25 protein-coding genes and 1 pseudogene are annotated in these 23,049 nt (G+C 58.2%); 18 read left to right on the top strand and 8 right to left on the bottom strand.

Translation table 11 applies throughout. The annotated features are described in order from the left end of the window. Positions 1-56 precede the first annotated feature (56 nt). A complete protein-coding gene (locus ACYZUA_RS03260; protein WP_008150178.1) occupies positions 57-1,550 on the bottom strand; it encodes an aldehyde dehydrogenase in 1,494 nt (497 codons plus the stop codon). A gap of 237 nt (positions 1,551-1,787) precedes the next feature. Between ACYZUA_RS03260 and ACYZUA_RS03255 the strand changes: the two genes are divergently transcribed. Both ACYZUA_RS03255 and ACYZUA_RS03250 read left to right on the top strand, forming a co-directional pair. Further along, positions 1,788-2,150 carry a cupin domain-containing protein gene (locus tag ACYZUA_RS03255; protein ID WP_283182182.1) on the top strand — a complete coding sequence of 121 codons (363 nt, stop codon included), beginning with the start codon at positions 1,788-1,790 and terminating at the stop codon, positions 2,148-2,150. A 146-nt stretch (positions 2,151-2,296) separates the two neighbouring features. Then, positions 2,297-2,515 (top strand): peptidase inhibitor, encoded by a 219-nt coding sequence (locus ACYZUA_RS03250; protein WP_461962055.1) that lies wholly within the window; start codon positions 2,297-2,299, stop codon positions 2,513-2,515. A gap of 79 nt (positions 2,516-2,594) precedes the next feature. Here ACYZUA_RS03250 and rpmG read toward each other — a convergent pair whose 3' ends face one another. Next, entirely contained in the window at positions 2,595-2,750 is a 156-nt protein-coding gene (gene rpmG / locus ACYZUA_RS03245; RefSeq protein WP_008150173.1) for a 50S ribosomal protein L33, read from the bottom strand. Between the two features lie 11 nt (positions 2,751-2,761). Further along, positions 2,762-2,995, bottom strand: a complete 234-nt coding sequence (gene rpmB, locus ACYZUA_RS03240; protein ID WP_007894701.1) for a 50S ribosomal protein L28 — start codon at positions 2,993-2,995, stop codon at positions 2,762-2,764. 446 nt (positions 2,996-3,441) lie between these two features. Here rpmB and ACYZUA_RS03235 point away from each other — a divergent pair, with 446 nt between their 5' ends. Continuing rightward, positions 3,442-5,028, top strand: a complete 1,587-nt coding sequence (locus ACYZUA_RS03235; protein WP_461962054.1) for an ABC transporter substrate-binding protein — start codon at positions 3,442-3,444, stop codon at positions 5,026-5,028. Between the two features lie 135 nt (positions 5,029-5,163). Here the strand turns inward: ACYZUA_RS03235 and radC are convergent, their stop codons facing one another. Beyond that, positions 5,164-5,838 (bottom strand): RadC family protein, encoded by a 675-nt coding sequence (radC, locus tag ACYZUA_RS03230; protein WP_461962053.1) that lies wholly within the window; start codon positions 5,836-5,838, stop codon positions 5,164-5,166. Positions 5,839-5,974: 136 nt separating this feature from the next. On the opposite strand from radC, the gene coaBC reads away from it, so the two are divergent. From coaBC to ACYZUA_RS03195, 7 genes and pseudogenes are all read left to right on the top strand, one after another. Beyond that, complete coding sequence (gene coaBC, locus ACYZUA_RS03225) at positions 5,975-7,183, top strand: bifunctional phosphopantothenoylcysteine decarboxylase/phosphopantothenate--cysteine ligase CoaBC (protein WP_461962052.1); 1,209 nt, start codon at positions 5,975-5,977, stop codon at positions 7,181-7,183. Between the two features lie 5 nt (positions 7,184-7,188). Beyond that, positions 7,189-7,644: a dUTP diphosphatase gene (dut, locus tag ACYZUA_RS03220; RefSeq protein WP_095126916.1), complete on the top strand. Its 456-nt coding sequence runs from the start codon at positions 7,189-7,191 to the stop codon at positions 7,642-7,644. Between the two features lie 345 nt (positions 7,645-7,989). Beyond that, positions 7,990-9,366 (top strand): annotated as a pseudogene (locus ACYZUA_RS03215) (phosphomannomutase/phosphoglucomutase); the annotation flags it as partial. Between the two features lie 25 nt (positions 9,367-9,391). After that, the gene (gene argB, locus ACYZUA_RS03210; protein WP_008007602.1) at positions 9,392-10,297 is read left to right on the top strand and encodes an acetylglutamate kinase; all 906 of its coding nucleotides are present in this window, start codon (positions 9,392-9,394) and stop codon (positions 10,295-10,297) included. Positions 10,298-10,487: 190 nt separating this feature from the next. After that, complete coding sequence (locus ACYZUA_RS03205) at positions 10,488-10,748, top strand: hypothetical protein (protein WP_461962051.1); 261 nt, start codon at positions 10,488-10,490, stop codon at positions 10,746-10,748. 18 nt (positions 10,749-10,766) lie between these two features. After that, complete coding sequence (locus tag ACYZUA_RS03200; protein WP_461962050.1) at positions 10,767-11,339, top strand: hypothetical protein; 573 nt, start codon at positions 10,767-10,769, stop codon at positions 11,337-11,339. After that, positions 11,326-11,709 (top strand): hypothetical protein, encoded by a 384-nt coding sequence (locus tag ACYZUA_RS03195; RefSeq protein WP_461962049.1) that lies wholly within the window; start codon positions 11,326-11,328, stop codon positions 11,707-11,709. Before ACYZUA_RS03200 ends, ACYZUA_RS03195 begins: the two co-directional genes overlap by 14 nt. Before the next feature lie 72 nt (positions 11,710-11,781). Here ACYZUA_RS03195 and pyrE read toward each other — a convergent pair whose 3' ends face one another. Next, on the bottom strand, positions 11,782-12,426 hold the full coding sequence (gene pyrE, locus ACYZUA_RS03190) for an orotate phosphoribosyltransferase (RefSeq protein WP_007894680.1): 645 nt from the start codon (positions 12,424-12,426) through the stop codon (positions 11,782-11,784). Between the two features lie 82 nt (positions 12,427-12,508). Here pyrE and ACYZUA_RS03185 point away from each other — a divergent pair, with 82 nt between their 5' ends. Further along, complete coding sequence (locus ACYZUA_RS03185) at positions 12,509-13,288, top strand: exodeoxyribonuclease III (RefSeq protein ID WP_007934608.1); 780 nt, start codon at positions 12,509-12,511, stop codon at positions 13,286-13,288. A gap of 230 nt (positions 13,289-13,518) precedes the next feature. After that, positions 13,519-14,775, top strand: a complete 1,257-nt coding sequence (locus ACYZUA_RS03180) for an IS256 family transposase (RefSeq protein ID WP_240890573.1) — start codon at positions 13,519-13,521, stop codon at positions 14,773-14,775. 23 nt (positions 14,776-14,798) lie between these two features. Here ACYZUA_RS03180 and gltS read toward each other — a convergent pair whose 3' ends face one another. From gltS to rph, 3 genes are all read right to left on the bottom strand, one after another. After that, complete coding sequence (gene gltS / locus ACYZUA_RS03175) at positions 14,799-15,941, bottom strand: sodium/glutamate symporter (RefSeq protein ID WP_461962048.1); 1,143 nt, start codon at positions 15,939-15,941, stop codon at positions 14,799-14,801. Positions 15,942-16,349: 408 nt separating this feature from the next. Further along, entirely contained in the window at positions 16,350-16,718 is a 369-nt protein-coding gene (locus tag ACYZUA_RS03170) for a DUF4870 domain-containing protein (RefSeq protein ID WP_461962047.1), read from the bottom strand. A gap of 28 nt (positions 16,719-16,746) precedes the next feature. Next, positions 16,747-17,469 carry a ribonuclease PH gene (gene rph, locus ACYZUA_RS03165; RefSeq protein ID WP_150780185.1) on the bottom strand — a complete coding sequence of 241 codons (723 nt, stop codon included), beginning with the start codon at positions 17,467-17,469 and terminating at the stop codon, positions 16,747-16,749. 270 nt (positions 17,470-17,739) lie between these two features. Between rph and ACYZUA_RS03160 the strand changes: the two genes are divergently transcribed. The 6 genes from ACYZUA_RS03160 to ACYZUA_RS03135 all read left to right on the top strand — a co-directional run bounded on the left by ACYZUA_RS03160 (position 17,740) and on the right by ACYZUA_RS03135 (position 23,029). Next, a complete protein-coding gene (locus ACYZUA_RS03160) occupies positions 17,740-18,603 on the top strand; it encodes a YicC/YloC family endoribonuclease (protein ID WP_033059347.1) in 864 nt (287 codons plus the stop codon). A gap of 12 nt (positions 18,604-18,615) precedes the next feature. Further along, entirely contained in the window at positions 18,616-19,236 is a 621-nt protein-coding gene (gene gmk, locus ACYZUA_RS03155; RefSeq protein WP_461962046.1) for a guanylate kinase, read from the top strand. 167 nt (positions 19,237-19,403) lie between these two features. Continuing rightward, the gene (gene rpoZ, locus ACYZUA_RS03150; RefSeq protein WP_007894670.1) at positions 19,404-19,667 is read left to right on the top strand and encodes a DNA-directed RNA polymerase subunit omega; all 264 of its coding nucleotides are present in this window, start codon (positions 19,404-19,406) and stop codon (positions 19,665-19,667) included. Positions 19,668-19,723: 56 nt separating this feature from the next. Next, the gene (gene spoT, locus ACYZUA_RS03145; RefSeq protein ID WP_033059343.1) at positions 19,724-21,829 is read left to right on the top strand and encodes a bifunctional GTP diphosphokinase/guanosine-3',5'-bis pyrophosphate 3'-pyrophosphohydrolase; all 2,106 of its coding nucleotides are present in this window, start codon (positions 19,724-19,726) and stop codon (positions 21,827-21,829) included. 24 nt (positions 21,830-21,853) lie between these two features. Beyond that, complete coding sequence (locus ACYZUA_RS03140; RefSeq protein WP_003229509.1) at positions 21,854-22,234, top strand: RidA family protein; 381 nt, start codon at positions 21,854-21,856, stop codon at positions 22,232-22,234. 54 nt (positions 22,235-22,288) lie between these two features. Beyond that, the gene (locus tag ACYZUA_RS03135; protein WP_461962045.1) at positions 22,289-23,029 is read left to right on the top strand and encodes a hypothetical protein; all 741 of its coding nucleotides are present in this window, start codon (positions 22,289-22,291) and stop codon (positions 23,027-23,029) included. Positions 23,030-23,049 lie beyond the last annotated feature (20 nt).

Below are 23,049 nucleotides of genomic sequence, written 5' to 3'. Positions count from 1 at the left end.
CGTCTTCGCGAGCAGGCTCGCTCCCACAAGGGATCTACGTCGTTAAGAAAACCGGCTTACAACTTGATCCAGGTCGCCTTCAGCTCGGTGTACTTGTCGAACGCGTGCAGCGACTTGTCGCGACCGTTGCCGGATTGCTTGAAGCCTCCGAACGGGGCCGTCATGTCGCCGCCGTCATACTGGTTGACCCACACGCTACCGGCGCGCAAAGCCTTGGCAGTCAGGTGGGCCTTGGAAATATCCTTGGTCCATACCGCTGCAGCCAAGCCGTAAGGGGTGTCGTTGGCAATCGCAATGGCTTCTTCGGCGGTATCGAAAGTAATCACCGACAGCACTGGGCCGAAGATTTCTTCCTGAGCGATTTTCATCGCGTTGCTGACGCCGTCGAAAATGGTTGGCTCAACGTAGGTGCCACCGGTTTCCTGAAGAATGCGCTTGCCGCCTGCCACCAGTTTGGCGCCGTCGGTGTGGCCGGATTCGATGTAGGACAGCACGGTATTCATCTGCTGGGTATCCACCAGCGCGCCGACGTTGGTTGCCGGGTCCAGCGGGTTGCCCGGCTTCCAGGTTTTGAGGGCCTCGATCACCAGCGGCAGGAATTTATCCTTGATCGAACGCTCCACCAGCAAGCGCGAGCCAGCGGTGCAGACTTCGCCCTGGTTGAAAGCGATGGCGCCGGCAGCCGATTCAGCGGCAGCTTGCAGGTCCGGCGCATCGGCGAACACGATGTTCGGGCTCTTGCCGCCGGCTTCGAGCCAGACGCGTTTCATGTTCGATTCGCCGGAGTAGATCAGCAGTTGCTTGGCGATTTTGGTCGAACCGGTGAACACCAGGGTGTCCACATCATTGTGCAGGGCGAGGGCCTTGCCGACGGTGTGACCGTAACCTGGCAGGACGTTCAACACGCCTTTCGGGATACCGGCCTCAACGGCCAGCGCAGCGATGCGGATGGCGGTCAGCGGGGATTTTTCGGATGGCTTGAGGATCACCGAGTTACCGGTGGACAGCGCAGGGCCGAGTTTCCAGCACGCCATCATCAGCGGGAAGTTCCACGGCACGATCGCGCCGACGACACCGACCGGTTCGCGGGTCACCAGACCCAGCTGGTCATGGGGCGTCGCGGCCACTTCGTCGTAAATCTTGTCGATGGCTTCACCGCTCCAGCTCAGGGCTTGCGCCGCGCCTGGAACGTCGATGTACAGGGAATCGCTGATTGGCTTGCCCATGTCCAGGGTTTCAAGCAGGGCCAGCTCTTCGGCGTGCTGTTTCAGCAGGCCGGCAAAACGAATCATGGTGGCTTTGCGTTTGGTCGGCGCCAGGCGCGACCAGACGCCGGAATTGAAGGTGGCGCGAGCGTTTTCAACAGCGCGCTGGGCGTCGGCGGCGTCACAGCTGGCAATCTTGCCCAGCAGGCGGCCATCGACCGGGCTGATGCACTCGAAGGTCTCGGCGGAGACAGCATCGGTGTATTCGCCATTGATATAGGCGCGGCCTTCGATCTTCAGATCGCGAGCCCGTTGTTCCCAATCGGCACGAGTCAGGGTGGTCATACGAGTGTCCTCCTCTTATTGAATACGACGCTCCACGGTCTTCGCGGGCGCTGTCAGGAATTCTGCCCGGCCAGCCTGCATTTTCGGCCCAAGGCAACTGCCACCCTAAACCAGTGGCCGGGGTTGTTTCAATATATTTGACACAATGTCGGCAAACGGCCTTGCGGTGTTCATTTTAATAAACATAGACTTTGGACTTTCCAGTCACTTGCGCCGCAATTGCGGGGGATAACAACAATGAGCATCCAGGACATCGTCGACTTCAGCCAGGCCACCACCCAGCCCGACCGCTATCGACCAGACCCGGCGAAAGTCCTCAAGGGCGACCCAGAACAAGCAGTGTACAACCACTACAACAGCCCTTGCGGCCAGATGAGTGCAGGCGTGTGGGAAGGCGAAGTCGGTCAGTGGCATGTGAACTACACCGAGCATGAATACTGCGAAATCGTTCAAGGTGTTTCAGTGCTGCGCGACAACGAAGGCAACGGCAAAACCCTGCGCGTGGGCGATCGCTTCGTGATCCCGGCGGGCTTTCGCGGCACCTGGGAGGTACTGGAGGCGTGCCGCAAAATATACGTGGTGTTTGAACAGAAGGCCTGATCCGACACAGGTGGTCACGATCCAGGCAGGACAAGAGTGGTTCGGTTGAGCGAAGCTTCTTCAGCGCCAAAGCGATGGCAACACCGGATGTGTTGTCAGGTTTTGGCCCGTACTCACCTCAACTTTTTAAACCGCAAGGAAGCACCATGTCTGACAATCCAAATCCATGCGACATCGCGGTCGCTCAATACACCATTGGCAAGATGTACACCCCCGAATTGCTCGAAGAAGTTCGCCTGATGGCCAATGGTGCACCGGTCCGGGTCACCGGGCCAAGATTTGCATCCGACCGCAAACGGGTCCCACGTCGTATCAGCCTGCTGACCAATACTGACAAAATCATCGTCAGTATCCAGTGTGGCTAAAACCTGAAGTCTTTTTAGACGCAACAAAAAAGGCCCGTATCTCGCGATACGGGCCTTTTTTGTAAGAGGGAAAAATCAATTACTTGATTTTGCCTTCTTTGTACATCACGTGCTTGCGAACGCGCGGATCGAACATGCGCTTTTCGAGCTTGTCCGGAGTAGTACGCTTGTTCTTGTCGGTAGTGTAGAAGTGACCAGTACCGGCGCTAGAAATCATTCGAATCAATTCACGCATGATTAGCTCCCTTAGATCTTGCCAGCTTTGCGGATTTCGGCCAGCACGACAGTGATGCCACGCTTGTCGATGATACGCATGCCTTTGGCAGATACGCGCAGACGCACAAAACGTTTCTCTTCTTCAACCCAGAAGCGGTGATGCTGCAGGTTCGGCAGGAAACGACGACGGGTTTTGTTGTTTGCGTGGGAAATGTTATTCCCAGTCACCGGACCCTTACCGGTAACTTGACATACTCTCGACATGCCTCAGCCCTCTAAAACCACATGCCCAACCCGGCATGGGTTGGCCGCTTAATCTCTCAGTCATTTGGCGCCAGGCGCCGCGTTTCTTTAGAGGTCTTACCGGCTACACCTACAGTGAAGGAACCGGGCCCCTAGAAAAGAGCGCTGCTTTATACCAGAAAGACTGGAGAGCAACAACATTCCGTGTGCACAGACTTAACAAAAACCCCGTTTTTCTGGCTCTGAGCGCCTTGGATAAAGGCTATCCTCGATGAAGACCGCTCGTCGCAGAGAATCGGCCAACAGGCCAATCCAGGGTTTTGCTCAACCGGTACTCACCGAAAACAATCGCCTATAGTCCCCTTAAAATGAAAAAGGGGATAGTCATTTACAAAAGAGCCCACTAGGGTAAGCCTTTTCCAGACTGCACTTGCAGATGGGCCTTCGATCTGTAAAGGAATCCGACCATGCGCCTCGCTGCCCTACCGCTGTTGCTCGCCCCTCTTCTGCTGAGCCCATTGGCCCATGCTGCGGCGCTTAGCGTCTGCACTGAGGCAAGCCCGGAAGGGTTCGACGTGGTGCAATACAACTCGCTGACCACCACCAACGCCTCGGCCGACGTGCTGATGAACCGCCTGGTGGACTTCGATACCACCAGCGGCAAAGTGGTCGCCAGCCTCGCCGACAGTTGGGAAGTCACGCCCGACGGCCTGACCTATGTCTTCAAATTGCACCCGCAGGTGAAATTCCACCGCACCGAATACTTCAGCCCGACGCGTGATCTGACCGCCGAAGACGTGAAGTTCAGCTTCGACCGCATGCTCGACCCGGCAAACCCTTGGCACAAAGTCGCCCAAAGCGGCTTCCCACACGCCCAGTCGATGCAGTTGCCAGCGCTGATCAAGAAGATCGACGCGCTGGACCCGCTGACCATACGATTCACCCTTGACCACCCGGACTCGACCTTCCTACCGACACTGAGCATGGGCTTCGCCTCGATCTATTCCGCCGAATACGCCGACAAACTGCTGAAGGCCGGCACCCCGGAAAAACTCAACAGCCAGCCAATCGGCAGCGGGCCGTTCATTTTCACGCGCTTCCAGAAAGATGCCTCGATTCGCTACAAGGCCAACCCGGACTACTTCCGCGGCAAGCCTTCGGTGGATCCGCTGATTTTTGCCATCACGCCGGACGCCAATGTGCGTTTGCAGAAATTGCGCCGCAACGAGTGCCAGATCGCCCTGTCGCCCAAGCCTCTGGACGTACAGGCGGCGCTGAAAGAACCGACCCTGAAAGTGGAAAAGACTGACGCCTTCATGACCGCATTCGTCGGCATCAACAGCCAGCATCCGCCGCTGGACAAGCCTGAAGTGCGCCAGGCGATCAACCTCGCGTTCGACAAGGCCAACTACGTCAAAGCCGTGTTCGAAGACACCGCCGAACCTGCCAACGGTCCATACCCGCCGAACACCTGGAGCTATGCCAGAGGCCTGCCGGGTTATTCGCATGACGTTGAAAAAGCCAAAGCACTCATGGCGAAGGCCGGGCTCAAGGACGGTTTCCAGACCACCATCTGGACCCGACCTTCTGGCAGTCTGCTCAACCCGAACCCAAGCCTCAGCGCGCAAATGCTGCAATCGGACCTCGCGGAAATCGGCATCCAGGCCGAGATTCGGGTGATCGAATGGGGCGAGCTGATTCGCCGCGCCAAGGCCGGTGAACACGACCTGTTGTTCATGGGCTGGGCCGGTGACAACGGAGACCCGGACAACTTCCTCACGCCGCAGTTTTCCTGCGCCGCGGTCAAATCCGGCACCAACTTCGCCCGCTACTGCAACCAGGACCTGGACAAGCTGATCAGCGCCGGCAAGACCACCGGCGAGCAAGGTGTGCGTACCAAGCTCTACGAACAGGCCCAGGCACAGATCCAGCAGCAGGCGCTGTGGCTGCCGCTGGCCCACCCGACGGCCTTCGCGCTGACGCGCAAGGATGTCGAGGGCTATTCGGTGAGCCCGTTCGGCCGGCAGGACTACTCCAAGGTCAACCTCAAATAACCCGCCATACACAAAACCCCTGTAGGAGTGAGCCTGCTCGCGATTGCAATCTTTCAGTTACCGGACGAGGTGACTGACACGACGCCATCGCGAGCAGGCTCGCTCCTACAGTGGGTTTGTATTCTCCCTCCAGAGCTACATCCACCCGTACTCAGCCATGGACAGCGGATCGCCGTCCCCGATGATGAAATGGTCGAGCACCCGCACATCAATCAGGTCCAGCGCCTCTTGCAGGCGCTTGGTCAGCGTTCGGTCTGCCTGACTGGGGTTGGTATTACCCGACGGATGGTTATGGCAGAGGATCAGCGCTGCGGCGTTGTGGGCCAACGCGCGTTTAACCACTTGTCTCGGATAGACGCTGGTGCTGTCGATGGATCCGCGAAACAGCACTTCAAAGGTCAGCACTTGATGCCTGGAATCCAGAAACAGACAGCCGAACACCTCGTGAGGCTCATGACGCAACATTGACTTCAGGTAATCACGAACCGCCTGCGGATTTTCCAGCGCCGATTTTTGGCGCGCACGTTCAGCCAAATGCCGCCGGCTCATTTCCTGGACCGCTTGCAACTGAGCGAATTTCGCCGGCCCGAGCCCCAACTGCTGGCTGAATGCTGCCTGATCGGCCTCGAGCAGTGAGCGCAGACTGCCAAACTGACTCAACAGGTGTCGCGCCAGATCTACCGCGCTTTTACCCGAAACACCCGTTCGTAAAAAAATCGCCAGCAGTTCGGCGTCCGAAAGGCTCCCCGAGCCCAACTCAAGCAACCTCTCCCGCGGCCGTTCCGCCGCCGGCCAATCACGAATACTCATAGCACCTCCCTGGTCTGTGGGCGCCGCTGTTCCGTAGCGGTCGCTGTGATATCGTAGCCCATCTTTTTTGCGGGCGATTTCACTCCTGGGGAGGGGGTATCGCCATGCAGTCATCAACGAAATGAAAGGCAGACCTATGCAGCGGCTGTATCGGAAACGCATCGTTCTGGGCGTCGGCGGCGGCATTGCTGCCTACAAGAGCGCCGACCTGGTTCGCCGACTGATCGACCAGGGCGCCGAAGTGCGCGTGGTCATGACCCGTGGCGGCAGCGAGTTCATCACGCCGCTGACCATGCAGGCCTTGTCCGGGCATCCGGTCCACCTCGACCTGCTGGACCCCGCGGCCGAAGCCGCCATGGGCCACATCGAACTGGCCAAATGGGCCGACCTGGTGCTGATCGCCCCCGCCACCGCGGACCTCATTGCCCGACTGGCCCAAGGCATTGCCGACGACTTGCTGACCACGCTGGTGCTGGCCACCGACGCCGTGGTCGCCGTTGCCCCGGCGATGAACCAGGCCATGTGGCGCGACCCGGCCACCCAGGCCAACCTGCAAACCCTCGAAAGCCGTGGCCTGAAAACCTTTGGCCCAGCTTCCGGCAGCCAGGCCTGTGGCGACGTCGGCATGGGGCGCATGCTCGAAGCCACCGACCTCGCCCAGCTCGCGGCGGACTGCTTCCAGCGTCAGGCGCTGACCGGTAAACACGTGCTGATCACCGCCGGCCCGACCCAGGAAAACATCGACCCGGTGCGCTACATCACCAACCACAGCTCCGGAAAAATGGGCTTTGCCCTGGCCGAAGCCGCGGTGGAAGCCGGCGCCCGCGTAACGCTGATCACCGGCCCGGTGCACCTGCCGACCCCGGATCGCGTCACGCGCATCGACGTGGTCAGTGCTCGTGACATGCTTGCCGCCTGCGAAGCCGCGATCCCTTGCGACCTGTTCATCGCCTCGGCAGCGGTCGCGGATTACCGCCCGGAAGTCGTCGCCCCACAGAAACTCAAGAAAGACCCTACGAACGGCGACGGCTTGTTGCTACAGATGGTGCGTAATCCGGACATCCTGGCCACCATCGCCACTCGCTCTGACCGTCCGTTCAGTGTCGGTTTCGCCGCCGAAACCGAACACCTGCTCGATTACGCGGCACGCAAGTTGAAAGACAAGAACCTCGATTTGATCGTCGCCAACGACGTCGCCAACCCGAGCATTGGTTTCAACAGCGAAGAAAACGCCTGCAGCGTGATCGACCGCCAGCTACACGCCACACTTTTCGCCCAGACCAGCAAGAGCAAGATTGCTCGCCAGCTGATCACTTTTATCGCCGAACGTCTGAACCAGGTTTAATTTACATGCACGCTTTGCAAGCCAAGATCCTCGACCCTCGCATCGGTACCGATTTCCCGCTGCCACAGTACGCCACGCCAGGCTCCGCCGGCCTCGACCTGCGCGCCATGCTGGAAAAAGACACTGTCATCAAGCCAGGCGAAACCCTGCTGATTCCTACCGGCCTGTCCGTCTACATCGGCGATCCGGGCTTGGCGGCGCTGATTCTCCCGCGCTCCGGCCTGGGCCATAAGCACGGCATCGTGCTGGGCAACCTGGTCGGCCTGATCGACTCCGATTACCAGGGCCCGCTGATGGTGTCGTGCTGGAACCGTGGCCAGACCGAATTCACCATGGTCGTTGGCGAACGTTTGGCCCAGTTGGTGCTGGTACCGGTGGTTCAAGCGCATTTCGAGATGGTCGAAGAGTTCGTCGAAACTCAGCGCGGTACGGGCGGTTTCGGGCATTCCGGCAGCCACTGATAATTTCCTTGTGGGAGCGAGCCGGCTCCGGGCGGCGCTCCGACGATGACGGTTGCACATTCGACAAAGATGTCGCCTGCGAGTCCGCTATCGCGAGCAGGCTCGCTCCCACAGGTTTTGCACTGAATTGCACAGACGTCATCTGGAAGGTTTATCACTGAAAATCAAGGCATTGGCCGTTCCATTACACGCTGATGTCGGGGTCATGGCCTTTACACACCACGAACTCTCAGTGGAAAACGCCGTCATACCCTTCAGTTTGAGCCTGCCGACGAGTTTTTCGCCGGCAGGTCCAGCCACTTTCGAGATGGAGCATTCCTACAGATGAGCACCCCAGCCCAAGTCGCACCCAAGTTCCCCGACAGCATCTTCCGCGCCTACGACATTCGCGGCACCGTCCCGGAATTCTTGAACGCTGAAACTGCTTATTGGCTCGGTCGCGCCATCGGCTCCCAGAGCCTGGCCCAGGACGAACCCAATGTGTCCGTCGGACGCGACGGTCGCCTGTCCGGTCCAGAACTGGTCGAGCAACTGATCAAAGGCCTCTCCGACAGCGGTTGCCACGTCAGCGACGTCGGCCTGGTGCCAACCCCTGCGCTGTACTACGCCGCCAACGTACTGGCCGGCAAATCCGGCGTGATGCTCACCGGCAGCCACAACCCGTCGAATTACAACGGTTTCAAGATCGTCATTGCCGGTGACACGCTGGCCAACGAACAGATCCAGGCCTTGCACGAACGCCTCAAGACCAACAACCTGAGCAGCGGCAAGGGCAGCATCACCAAGGTCGAGATCCTCGACCGCTACAACACCGAAATCGTCCAGGACATCAAACTGGCTCGCCGCCTCAAAGTCGTGGTCGACTGCGGAAACGGCGCGGCCGGTGTGATCGCCCCGCAACTGATCGAAGCCCTGAACTGCGAAGTCATCCCGCTGTTCTGCGAAGTCGACGGCAACTTCCCGAATCACCACCCGGACCCGGGCAAGCCTGAAAACCTCGTGGACCTGATCGCCAAGGTCAAGGAAACCAACGCTGACCTGGGCCTGGCCTTCGACGGCGACGGCGACCGCGTCGGCGTGGTGACCAACACCGGCAGCATCGTCTACCCGGACCGCCTGCTGATGCTGTTCGCCCGCGACGTGCTGGCGCGCAATGCTGATGCGGAAATCATCTTCGACGTCAAATGCACCCGTCGCCTGACGCCGCTGATCAAGGAATACGGCGGCCGTCCGCTAATGTGGAAGACCGGTCACTCGTTGATCAAAAAGAAAATGAAACAAACCGGCGCCCTGTTGGCCGGTGAAATGAGCGGACACATCTTCTTCAAGGAGCGCTGGTTCGGTTTCGACGACGGCATTTACAGCGCCGCTCGTCTGCTGGAGATCCTCAGCAAAGAAAAATCCACCGCGGAAGAGCTGTTTGCGACCTTCCCGAACGATATTTCTACGCCGGAAATCAATATCCATGTGACCGAAGAGAGCAAATTCAGCATCATTGATGCATTGCACGATGCGAAGTGGGGCGAAGGCGCCGACCTGACCACCATTGACGGCGTGCGAGTCGACTACGCCAAAGGCTGGGGCCTGGTGCGCGCGTCCAACACCACACCGGTGCTGGTGCTGCGCTTCGAGGCCGATGACGAGGCTGAATTGCAGCGCATCAAGGACGTATTCAAAGTCCAGTTGAAGCGTGTTGCACCTGATCTCCAATTACCGTTTTGATCTTCTGAAGCACCCGGAGCCCTGAATGACCCTCGAACGCGAAGCCGCCGCCAACACCGCCAAGGTCCTGTCCGAAGCGCTGCCTTACATTCGCCGCTATGTCGGCAAGACGCTGGTGATCAAATACGGCGGCAACGCGATGGAAAGCGAGGAGCTGAAAACCGGCTTCGCCCGCGACATCGTGCTGATGAAGGCCGTCGGCATTAACCCGGTGGTGGTTCACGGTGGCGGCCCGCAAATCGGCGATCTGCTCAAGCGTCTGTCGATCGAGAGCCACTTCATCGATGGCATGCGCGTGACAGACGCGCAAACCATGGACGTGGTGGAAATGGTCCTCGGCGGCCAGGTGAACAAGGACATCGTCAACCTGATCAACCGTCATGGCGGCAGCGCCATCGGCCTGACCGGTAAAGACGCCGAGCTGATTCGTGCGAAGAAACTCACCGTGACCCGCCAGACGCCGGAGATGACCCAACCGGAAATCATCGACATCGGCCAGGTCGGTGAAGTGGTCGGGATCAACACCGACTTGCTGAACCTGCTGGTGAAAGGCGACTTTATTCCGGTGATCGCGCCAATCGGTGTCGGCGCCAACGGCGAGTCGTACAACATCAACGCTGACCTGGTGGCCGGTAAAGTCGCCGAAGCGCTGAAAGCTGAAAAGCTGATGTTGCTGACCAACATCGCCGGCCTGATGGACAAGTCGGGCACAGTGCTGACCGGCCTGACGACTCAACAGGTCGACGACCTGATCGCCGACGGCACCATCTACGGCGGCATGCTGCCGAAGATCCGTTGCGCGCTGGAAGCCGTGCAAGGTGGCGTGGGCAGCTCGTTGATCATCGATGGTCGGGTGCCGAATGCGATTCTTCTGGAGATCTTCACCGACACCGGTGTGGGTACCTTGATCAGCAATCGCAAGCGCCACTGATTCAAGAACGTCAAAAGATCGCACCCTTCAGCGGCACCTATGGATGTACGAATATTCCGTAGGAGCTGACGAAGTCTGCGATCTTTTTTACGCCTATAGGAAACGTCCGACCTGACTCAGAGAAACGTCCGACATCCCGCCAGCACAAGTCCGCATAGGATCTTCCCTGTATCCACAGGAGAACGACCCCATGCAAAAAGATAACGTTCCTTACGGCAGCGACATTTCAGCAGGCCGTTACGCTTGCGCAGACTGCGGCCATGAATATTCGGGCTCGTCAAAGAAGTCGATGCCGCCCTGCCCTTATTTCGAAGAAGACACTCATACGCGCAAAGGCTGGAAGGTGCTTACCGGCCAGGGTGACGCCGTGAATGATCCCTACCCGAAGAAAACCGACAAACCCGTCGAGATCAAAAAGGCCGAGACATCCAGCCCCGCCAGCAAAAAATAACCTTAGGGGGACTCAGCCATGCAGATCTCGTTCACGATCGACGCCCAGGCCTTCGACCTCGAGCAAAAGGAACCGGTCAAAAAGACGTTGAGGATTTCCGACAACGAAATTGCCCACGCGCTACAGCGAATAGCCAAAGCGAGTCTGACCGAATACTTGAAAATGCTAGTTGAAGGCGGCATGCCCAGCAGAGCTGATGAGGCCAAGCAGGATCGATTGCTGTATCTGATTCAAAGCTACTTCGGGCAAACGCTGCCGACCGAATCGCAGATATCAACGATCTTTCAATTGACCCAGAGCCAAAGCAAAACGCTCCTGAAGAACACCGTCTCGCGGTTTCGTAACCAACTCGACGACATCCTGCACAACAGCATGCGGGCCGTGATCGAAACCGCAGACCATGCGCAGACGGTGTACCTGGTGGTGATCAGTTCGGACGTCATTCGTGATGAGCTGAACATGTTGATCACACAGAACGAACCAACCTTCAAACCCATCACAAAACGTAAAGGCAGCGCCGGGCAGTTCGAGATCAGTGAGGATTCCCACGACTTGCTGTGCAGGACGCTGGGTCTGAATGCCGTTCAGTGACATCGTCGCGGTCAGTGGATTGCTGCTGACCTTGACCACCTTCATGTTCAACCTGGCGTGGCCGAGGCTGCATGAAGCACTGGAGCTGGATGAAAGCCAATCTGGCCCGCTCGCCAGAAAACGTAGCCGAAAAAAGGTAACGAACGTTTTGTTCGCCTTCGCCCTCCCTCTGACCAGCGCCTTCCTGGCGCTGTTTTACGTCAACTTACCTGCCGCTGTGAAAATCATGGGCAGCAGCACGCTGGATCTGTGGAATTTCGACGTGGATCGCACACTTTACGTGATGGTTGTGTTTGCACTGATGGTGTTTGCGTTGTTCAACCTCGGGGTGGCGCTAAAGCTGATAGGGAAATGGCGAAGGCTTCGCTGACGGCAAAAAAAGACCCCGCTCAGGACGACTGAGCGGGGTCTTTTTGGCCTACACAACCCTGTCGGATTATGGTCAGACGCCGAACTGCGCGCGGTAGGCTTCAACCGCCGGCAGGTGTTGCTTGAGCTGTGGATCGTCCGCCAAAAATTCGAGCACCTGATTCAGCGAAACAATGCTGATCACCGGGATGCCGAAGTCGCGCTCCACTTCCTGGATGGCCGACAACTCGCCGTTGCCACGCTCCTGACGGTTCAGGGCGATGAGCACGCCCGCTGCTTTGGCGCCGTCCTGGGAAGCGATGATCTGCATCACCTCGCGGATGGCAGTGCCAGCGGTGATCACGTCATCGATGATCAGCACGTCGCCGGTCAACGGTGCGCCGACCAGGCTGCCGCCTTCGCCGTGAGCCTTGGCTTCCTTGCGGTTGAAGCACCACGGCAGATCACGGCCATGATGTTCGGCCAGGGCCACTGCGGTGGTCGCCGCCAAAGGGATTCCTTTGTATGCCGGGCCAAACAGTACATCGAACGAAATGCCGCTCTCGACGATGGCCGCTGCATAGAAACGACCCAGCTGCGCAAGGGCCGAACCCGAGTTAAACAGGCCGGCATTGAAGAAGTAAGGACTGGTGCGTCCGGACTTCAGGGTGAACTCGCCGAAGCGCAAAACGCCGCGATCGATGGCAAAACGAATGAAATCGCGCTGATACGCTTGCATGAAAAAAACCCCAAATACCACGGATTTAGCTAATTAGGTTGACGCCGTGTATCATACACGCACGCGATTTTTGGGGCCATTTATGCGGATCATCAGTGTGAACGTCAATGGTATTCAGGCTGCAGTGGAGCGAGGGTTGCTCAGTTGGCTGCAAGCACAGAATGCCGACGTCATCTGCCTGCAGGACACCCGCGCCTCCGCCTTTGAACTGGACGATCCAGCCTTCCAACTGGATGGCTACTTCCTTTATGCCTGCGAAGCCGAAGTTCCCGCCCAAGGTGGCGTGGCTTTGTATTCGCGGCTGCAACCGAAGGCAGTCATCAGCGGTCTCGGCTTCGAGACGGCCGACCGCTACGGGCGCTACCTGCAAGCCGATTTCGACAAGGTCAGCATCGCGACCTTACTGCTCCCTTCGGGGCAGAACGGCGATGAAGACTTGAACCAGAAGTTCAAGCTAATGGACGATTTCGCCCGTTATCTGGACAAACAGCGACGCAAACGTCGCGAGTACATTTACTGTGGCTCGCTGTACGTGGCGCAACAGAAGCTGGATATCAAGAACTGGCGTGACAGCCAGCAATCCCCGGGATTCCTGGCACCTGAACGTGCCTGGATGGACGAGATTGTCGGCAACATGGGCTATGTCGATGCCCTGCGTGAAGTCAGCCGTGAAGGTGACCAGTACAGCTGGTGGCCGGATAACGAACAGGCTGAAATGCTCAACCTCGGTTGGCGTTTCGACTATCAGTTGCTGACTCCGGGCCTGCGTCGCTTCGTACGTAGCGCACGCTTGCCACGTCAGCCACGGTTCTCGCAGCATGCACCGCTGATCGTGGACTACGACTGGACGCTGACCATTTAATTTGTGCTGGTCGGTTAAAGAAAAATGCCCGTATCGCAAGATACGGGCATTTTTTATGAATCTTTAGCAGTGACCAGAACTTCAAGCAGCAGCAAAAAACGGCAGCGCAAGGTACAACTTGATCACGATGACATTAATGATATCGATGAAGAAAGCCCCCACCATGAGGGTGTAATTAGTTTTGTGTAAACGGTCATTTGGCAGGAGACTGCCTACCCCAAGGAAATCCAATGACCGAGCCAAAACCCAAGCGCGCCAAACGAGTCAAGCCTGATCCTGAACTGGTTAAACTGGCCGACAGTCTGCTGGCCAACTACAAAAAGCCCGAAGATCTGATCGGCGAAAACGGCCTGCTCAAACAGCTCACCAAGATGCTGGTGGAGCGGGCCCTTGAAACCGAGATGACCGAACACTTGGGGCACGACAAAAGCGCAGCGATCACCAACACCGCCGCCAATGCGCGCAACGGTCACAGCGGTAAAACCCTGAAGGGCGACTTCGGCGAACTGCCGCTCGACATCCCTCGCGACCGGCAGGCGTCCTTCGAGCCGCAGTTGGTGGCCAAGCATCAAACCCGCTGGACGGGCTTCGATGACAAAGTCATCTCTCTCTACGCTCGCGGTTTGAGTGTCAGAGAAATCCAGGCTCACTTACAGGAAATGTACGGCACAGAGGTCTCTCCCAGCCTGATCTCGGCGATTACCGACGCGGTGAGTGACGAGGTCAAGCTGTGGCAAGCCAGACCACTGGACGCGCTGTACCCGATCCTCTATCTGGACTGCATTCACGTCAAAGTGCGTGACGCTGGCGCCGTGCGCAACAAGGCGGTTTACCTGGCTATCGGCGTCAATATGGCCGGTCACAAGGAAGTGCTGGGTCTGTGGATCGCTCAAACCGAAGGCGCGAAGTTCTGGCTGCAAGTGGTGACCGAACTCAAGAATCGGGGCGTGCAGGACATCTTCATCGCCTGCGTGGACGGTCTCAAAGGTTTCCCTGAAGCCATTGAAGCCGTCTACCCAAAAGCCGTCGTTCAGCTGTGCATCGTGCACATGGTGCGCAACAGCTTGAACTTCGTGTCGTGGAAAAAGCAGCGAGAGGTGGCGGCTGATCTCAAACTGATTTACACCTCGGCAACCGCCGAATTGGCCGAACAACGACTCTGCGAATTTGAAGCCAAATGGGATGCCGAGTACCAGTCGATCAGCCTGTCATGGCGGCGAAACTGGGCTCGGGTGATCCCGTTTTTTGACTATCCAGCCGAAATTCGCAAGGTGATTTACACCACCAATGCCATCGAATCGATCAACATGAGCCTGCGCAAAGTGATCAAAACGCGCGCCTCATTTCCGACCGATGACGCGGTGATGAAACTGTTTTATCTGGCGCTGAACAACATCAGCAAGAAGTGGACGATGCCGATCCGGGACTGGAAAGCGGCCTTGAATCGCTTCAGTATCCAGTTCGAAGATCGGCTGTTAACGGTTTAATAAAAATCCCGTTTACACAAAATCTAGGACACCCTCCCCACCATTGGCACTACTAGAAACGCTATCTGCGAAGGTCCATAACGTTGTGTCACCGCTTGCATGTTAGCGATGGCAGTTGGCGTTGCTCCCAGTCCGAAACCGCAGTGCCCTGCCGCCAGAACTGCCGCATCGTAATTGCTGCCCATCATTCTGAATGTCACGAAAATCGCAAACAGTGCCATGACCAGCGCTTGCGCAGCCAGGATGATAAAGATCGGCAACGCCAGTGCTGCCAGATCCCACAGTTTGAGCGACATCAGAGCGATTGCCAGAAACAGCGATAAGCTGACATTCCCCAACACGGAAACTTCACGCTCAAACACCTGATACAAGCCAAGTGCGGAAAGGCCGTTGCGCAAGACCACACCCACGAACAAAACACATACGAACGTTGGCAACTCAAAGGCAGTTCCGTGGAGCAGGCCATTCAAGAGGGAGCCAGCCATCAGACTGACGGCGATCAGGGCGAGCGTCTCGATAAACGAAAATGGCGTGATCGATCGCTCTTTGTTTGGCTGCTCAAAGCCCTTCGGCAGACGCGGCTTATCTTGCTCGCAACCGGGTGTCTGGACACGCTTGATGAGCAGGCGGGCGACAGGACCACCAATCAAACCACCCAGCACCAAGCCAAACGTAGCAGAGGCCATCGCGAGTTCAGAGGCTGAAGCCAGACCGAACTTCTCGCTGAACGTCGCCCCCCACGCAGCGCCGGTCCCGTGACCGCCAGACAACGTAATCGAGCCCGTCAACAAGCCCATCAGGGGATCGAGCCCCAAGGCCTTTGCGAGGCCAATGCCCATGGCATTCTGGACCACCAGAAGCCCGATGACCGCCAGCAGAAAGATCGCCACTACACGCCCACCTTTCTTCAGGCTGGCAAAGTCTGCACTCAAGCCGATGGTGGCAAAAAAAGCCAACATCAGCGGAGTTTGCAGTGAGGTGTCAGATCGGACGTCAATATCAACTGCCCGCAAAGCCAGGAGTAGCAGAGCAACCACCAGGCCACCTGCTACAGGCTCAGGAATATTGTAGCTGCGTAAAAAACCAATACGAGTGACCAGTCCGCGGCCCAGTAACAGCACTAAAGAGGCGGCCACAAGTGTTCCATAAAAATCGAGTTGAACCATTGGGATTATTCTTTGATATATATTCAGAGGCGAACTTTTTACCTGGACACGCCTCTTGAACAGGTTGATCTTCTCAACACTGACTTGCTTTAGATTCAAAGACCTTCAATGGTCTGAATATATCGAAATATTTCTAGAGGAATATGACTTGTGGCAACTTTATCAACCGCGAAGTCCCATTGCCAAGCACATAGGCGGCACTGAGGCTAAGCAGTTGTGACTAGAAGTGTAGAGCGATAGTGCACAGTAATATCTGCGGCAGCGGAATATTGCTGATGGCAACGCCTGGGAAGTTAATCCAGCTTCAAAAAAGCAAATGCCCCGACAAGTCAGGGCATTTTGCTTTAAAGCGTGGCGAACTGCATGTTACACAGCTGTCGTTCCCACAAGGGAATCCAGCGCTGATCGTTATTTGATCAACCGCAAAGTGAACGGATACCGGTACGGCACGCCCTCATTAGCTTTCACGCCAGCAATGATCGTCAGCACCAATGCGCCAATCGCCACCAGGCCAAACAGGAAGAACCCGACGATCACCACCATCAGCAGGAAGCAGATGGCGGAGGCAATGGCGACGGTGATCTGAAAGTTCAGCGCCTCCTTGCCTTGAGCATCAACAAACGGGTCCATCTCGCGCTTCATCTGCCAGAGAATCAGCGGACCGATCAGCGTGCCGAACGGAATCCAGATCCCCAGCAAGGCGGACAGGTGACAAAACATTGCCCACTGCCGAACCTCTTTGCTCGGTGTGGGAAGCAGCTGTTGCTCGTCACTCATGGCGTCCTCCTTGCGTGGAACAGTCCGATCAGTCGGCCAGTGCAGCCTTTTGCAGGTCGAAGATTTCGGTCATGCCTTTCTTCGCCAACTCAAGCATAGCGTTCAGTTCTTCCGGCTGGAACGGCGCGCCTTCGGCAGTGCCCTGGACTTCGATGAAGCCACCCGTGCTGGTCATCACCACATTCAGGTCGGTCTCGGCGGCCGAGTCTTCCAGGTAGTCAAGGTCGAGTACCGGCTCACCCTGATACATGCCCACCGATACGGCAGCGATCATTTGCTTCAGCGGATCGCCGCCTTTCAGGCCGCCGCGCTTTTTGATCACTTTCAAGGCATCGACCAGTGCAACCATGGCGCCGGTGATGGACGCGGTGCGGGTGCCGCCGTCAGCCTGGATCACGTCGCAGTCGACGTACAGGGTGACGTCGCCCAGCTTGGACATGTCCAGCGAAGCGCGCAGGGAACGACCGATCAGACGCTGGATTTCCAGGGTGCGACCGCCTTGCTTGCCGCGGCTCGCTTCACGCTGGTTACGCTCGCCAGTGGCGCGCGGCAGCATGCCGTACTCGGCGGTCAACCAGCCCTGGCCCTGACCTTTGAGGAAACGCGGCACGCCGTTCTCGACGCTGACGGTGCAGATGACTTTGGTATCGCCGAACTCGACCAGTACAGATCCCTCGGCGTGTTTGGTGTAGTTGCGGGTAATGCGGATCGAGCGGAGCTGATCGGCAGCGCGACCACTTGGACGTTTCATAGGGAATACCTGTACGGGGGACGGAAAACTGCCGAGCATTATAGAGCCGCAGGGCCACGAGTGGGCACTTCTAAAAAATCCCCCGACGACTGAAGGCCCTGAACAGCGCTTTGCCGACGACCTGCAGCCCTTTTGTCACACCGTGTGTTTGGGCGCATTCGCCCCACTGCGCTACAATCCTGCGCCTTTGCTGCCTCTGGGCTTAAATTCATATAGATCAGGTCTGCGAAACCTTTGGTAACGCATGAACCTGCATTGCGAGGTACCTCCATGGTGCACAGCATGACCGCCTTTGCCCGCGTCGAAAAAGCCGGCGCCCAAGGCACCCTGAGCTGGGAACTGCGCTCGGTCAACAGTCGCTACCTGGAGCCGCACCTGCGTCTGCCGGAGTCCTTTCGCGACCTCGAAGGCGCGGTCCGCGAAGCACTGCGCCAGGGAATCTCCCGGGGCAAGCTCGAATGCACCCTGCGCTTCACCGAAGAAAATACCGACAAACCACTGCAAGTGGACCGCGAGCGCGCCGCGCAATTGGTCGCCGCCGCCGAGACCATCGCCAGCCTGATCAAAAACCCGGCCGCGCTGAACCCGCTGGAAGTGCTGGCCTGGCCCGGCGTGCTGGTGGGCGATGCGACCGACCCGCAAGCCCTGAATGCCGAAGCCCTGGCGCTGTTCAACGAAGGCCTGAAAGAACTCAAGGCCGGCCGCGAGCGCGAAGGCGCGGAGCTGGCGCGGTTGATCAACGATCGCCTGACCTCCATTGAAGAAGACGTGGTGACCCTGCGTGAACTGGTCCCGCAGATGCTTGCGACCCAGCGCCAGAAGGTCCTCGACCGCTTCGCCGACATGAAGGCCGAGATGGACCCGCAGCGGCTGGAGCAGGAAATGGTCATGCTCGCGCAAAAGAGCGACGTCGCCGAAGAACTGGATCGCCTGAGCACTCACATCATCGAAGTTCGCCGGGTGCTCAAATCCGGTGGCGCTGCCGGTCGGCGCCTGGACTTCCTGATGCAAGAGCTCAACCGCGAAGCCAACACACTGGGCTCCAAAGCCTTCGACCCGCGCAGCACTCAGGCGGCGGTCAACCTCAAAGTGTTGATCGAGCAGATGCGCGAACAAGTGCAGAATATTGAGTAAGGCAACCCTGACATGACCCACAGCACCGGCACCCTGTACATCATTTCCGCACCTTCGGGCGCGGGCAAGAGCAGCCTGGTCAAGGCCCTGACCGACGCTGATCAGGAGATCCGCGTCTCCGTCTCCCACACCACCCGCGCCATGCGCCCCGGTGAAGTGAACGGCGTGAACTATCACTTCGTCGAACGCAGCGAGTTCGTGAAGATGATCGAGCATGGGGATTTCCTCGAGCGCGCCGAAGTGTTCGGCAATCTCTACGGCACCTCGCAAAGCCATTTGCAGCAGACCCTGGACGAAGGCCACGACCTGATTCTGGAAATCGACTGGCAGGGTGCCGAGCAAGTGCGCAGGTTGATGCCCCAGGCCCGTTCGATCTTCATTCTGCCGCCGTCCCTGCAGGCGTTGCACCAGCGCCTGACCAATCGCGGCCAGGACAGCGACGAGATCATCGAAGGCCGGATGCGCGAAGCCGTCAGCGAAATGAGTCACTACGTCGACTACGATTACCTGATCATCAACGACGATTTCGCCCACGCACTGCGCGATTTGCAGGCGATTTTCCGTGCCAATCAGCTGCATCAGAAGCGTCAGCAGCAGCGTAACGGAAAACTTTTGGCCGAATTGCTCGGTTAAACAGCTCTTCCCAAAACCGTTGCAAGGGCTTTACATTGGCACTTGCAGCGCGTTGAAGGGCTTGGTCAAAAAATCAGCGCTTCCCTAATCGCTGGTGATTTTTTAAACTGTCGAGTCCGCTCGCCCAACCGGGCAGCGCGCATATTGCATTCGCTCCGAGGAATACCATGGCCCGCGTAACCGTTGAAGATTGCCTAAACCACGTGGAAAACCGCTTTGAGCTGGTCATGCTGTCTACCAAGCGTGCCCGTCAACTGGCCACCGGCGGCAAAGAGCCACTGGTTCAGTGGGAAAACGACAAGCCTACCGTTGTAGCCTTGCGTGAAATCGCTGAAGGCCTGATGAGCTACGAGTTCATCGCCAACGCTGAAATCGTCGAAGACGAACCGCTGTTCGCAGCGTTCGAGGACGAGTCCAACGAGGCAGTCTAAGCCATGCCTGGTCGACGTAGCACGGCGCGGGGTCACAGCGAACGGCAGGTTTCATCATGCCGAGCATAGACGCCCTCGCCGATCGCTTATCGACCTACCTCGGCAAGGACCAGGTCAACCTGGTCCGCCGAGCGTACTTCTACGCCGAACAAGCCCACGACGGCCAACGCCGCCGTAGCGGTGAGGCGTACGTCACGCACCCACTCGCAGTTGCGAATATTCTTGCCGACATGCACATGGACCATCAGAGCCTGATGGCTGCGATGCTGCATGACGTGATCGAAGACACCGGTATTGCCAAGGAAGCGCTGCAAGCGCAGTTCGGCGAAACCGTGGCCGAACTGGTCGACGGGGTCAGCAAACTGACCCAGATGAACTTCGAGACCAAAGCCGAAGCCCAGGCCGAAAACTTCCAGAAGATGGCCATGGCCATGGCTCGCGACATTCGCGTGATCCTGGTCAAACTGGCCGACCGCCTGCACAACATGCGGACCCTGGAAGTCCTCTCCGGCGAAAAACGCCGACGGATCGCCAAGGAAACCCTGGAAATCTATGCGCCCATCGCCAACCGACTGGGCATGCACGCCATCCGCATAGAATTCGAAGACCTCGGCTTCAAGGCGATGCACCCGATGCGTTCCGCACGGATCAACCAGGCGGTCAAACGCGCCCGGGGCAACCGCAAGGAGATCGTCAACAAGATCGAAGAATCCCTCAGCCACTGCCTGGCCATCGACGGCATTCAGGGCGAGGTCAGCGGTCGTCAGAAACACCTCTACGGCATCTACAAGAAAATGCGCGGCAAGCGTCGGGCCTTCAACGAGATCATGGACGTCTACGCGTTCCGGATCATCGTCGACAAGGTCGATACCTGCTACCGCGTGCTGGGCGCTGTGCATAATTTGTACAAACCGTTGCCGGGGCGCTTCAAGGATTACATCGCGATCCCCAAGGCCAACGGCTACCAGTCGCTGCACACCACGCTGTTCGGCATGCACGGAGTTCCGATCGAGATTCAGATCCGCACCCGTGAAATGGAAGAGATGGCCAACAACGGCATCGCCGCCCATTGGCTGTACAAATCCAGCGGCGATGAGCAGCCAAAAGGTACTCATGCCCGCGCCCGCCAGTGGGTCAAAGGTGTGCTGGAGATGCAGCAACGGGCCGGTAACTCGCTGGAATTCATCGAGAGCGTGAAGATCGACCTGTTCCCGGACGAGGTCTACGTGTTCACGCCCAAAGGCCGGATCATGGAGCTGCCCAAAGGCTCCACGGCGGTCGATTTCGCTTACGCGGTGCACACCGACGTGGGCAACAGCTGCATTGCCTGCCGGATCAATCGTCGTCTCGCACCGCTGTCCGAACCGCTGCAAAGCGGCTCCACGGTCGAGATCGTCAGCGCCCCCGGGGCGCGGCCGAATCCGGCATGGCTAAACTTCGTGGTCACCGGCAAAGCGCGGACTCACATCCGCCATGCGCTGAAACTGCAACGCCGCTCCGAATCCATCAGCCTCGGCGAACGCCTGCTGAACAAGGTTCTCAACGGTTTCGACAGCTCGCTGGAGAAAGTCGCAGCCGAGCGCGTCAAGGCGATGCTCACCGAATACCGCCTGGAACTGATCGAAGACCTGCTCGAAGACATCGGCCTGGGCAATCGCATGGCTTACGTGGTCGCCCGCCGACTGCTTGGCGAAGGCGAACAGCTGCCAAGTGCGGAAGGCCCGCTGGCGATTCGCGGAACCGAAGGCCTGGTGCTCAGTTACGCCAAGTGCTGCACGCCGATCCCGGGCGACCCGATTGTCGGCCACCTGTCTGCGGGCAAAGGCATGGTCGTGCACCTGGACAACTGCCGCAACATCAGCGAAATCCGCCACAACCCGGAAAAATGCATCCAGCTCTCGTGGGCCAAGGATGTCACCGGCGAATTCAATGTCGAACTGCGCGTCGAGCTGGAACACCAGCGTGGCCTGATCGCTCTGCTGGCCAGCAGCGTCAACGCGGCCGACGGCAATATCGAAAAAATCAGCATGGACGAACGCGATGGTCGCATCAGCGTGGTCCAACTGGTGGTCAGCGTGCACGACCGCGTGCACCTGGCTCGCGTGATCAAGAAACTGCGCGCCCTGACCGGGGTGATTCGCATCACTCGCATGCGTGCGTAAGCCACTCATTACAAGGAGTCATTCATGACCAAAACAGTTATCACCAGCGACAAGGCCCCGGCCGCCATCGGCACTTATTCCCAGGCGATCAAGGCCGGCAACACCGTTTACATGTCGGGTCAAATTCCTCTGGACCCAAAAACCATGGAACTGGTTGAAGGCTTCGAAGCCCAGACCGTCCAGGTGTTCGAGAACCTCAAAGCCGTGGCTGAAGCCGCTGGCGGTTCGTTCAAGGACATCGTCAAACTGAACATCTTCCTCACCGACCTGAGCCACTTCGCCAAGGTCAACGAGATCATGGGCAAGTACTTTGACCAGCCTTACCCTGCCCGCGCCGCCATCGGCGTAGCGGCCCTGCCAAAGGGTTCGCAGGTTGAAATGGATGCCATTCTGGTCATCGAGTAATGCGTCCGGCGCAGCCCATGGGCTGCGCCGTCTTCGTTCTGAAAGGATTCCACCATGCGCCAAGCGCTAGCTCTCTCGCTGGTCGCCCTACTCTTGGGCGGTTGTGCCAGCAACCCTGCCGACCGTGACATCAGCGGCACCTGGATCAATCAGGTGGCGATCGATGCTGCAGCCAAAGGCGGCCCCCTGCGCGAAGCGCTCCAGGCCTATGGTCCAAACCTGGAATGGGACGTCAACACCAAGGCTGGTCAGGCCCGCTACACCAATGGTTTTGAAAACGTCGACGGCAAGCTGCTGGGCGAAGAGTCTGGCGCCTGGAAAGTCGACTTTTATGGCAGCTCCGCCAGTGAGCTGAAGCGTGACGGCAAACAACTGAGCCAGGTCGCCAGCGACAATGAGCCGGAACAAGTATTCGACCGCGCGCAGGTTACGGTGCCGGACGGCGCACCGATGGGTGCCAGTTTCGAACGCGCACTGTATTCGGCCTATATGGGCGGCAGCTGGAAAGTCGTCAGCGGTCCCGGTGAAGGCAATACCGTGCAATTCCAGGCTGACGGCCAGGTTGCCGGCCTGCCAGGGGCGGATCGCTATGCCCTGTGCCTGGCCGGTGATTGCGCGTCGATGAGTGGCGGCAACGACAACATGTGGCTGCAACTCAACGGCCAGGGCAACACCTGGATCTTTGCGCGCAAGGGCAAGGAACTGGAAATCCTCCAGGCAGTGAACACCGCACAGGCGGATGAAATGCCGCAGTTCACCCAGGGTGATCGCAAGTGGTTGCTCGAGAAGCAGTAACCCGGCCTTAAAGGCCAACA

The sequence above is a fragment of the Pseudomonas sp. LS2P72 genome, assembly GCF_054897865.1.
Note: the sequence above shows the minus strand (reverse complement) of the source record. Positions and strands in the feature narration are given on the sequence as shown.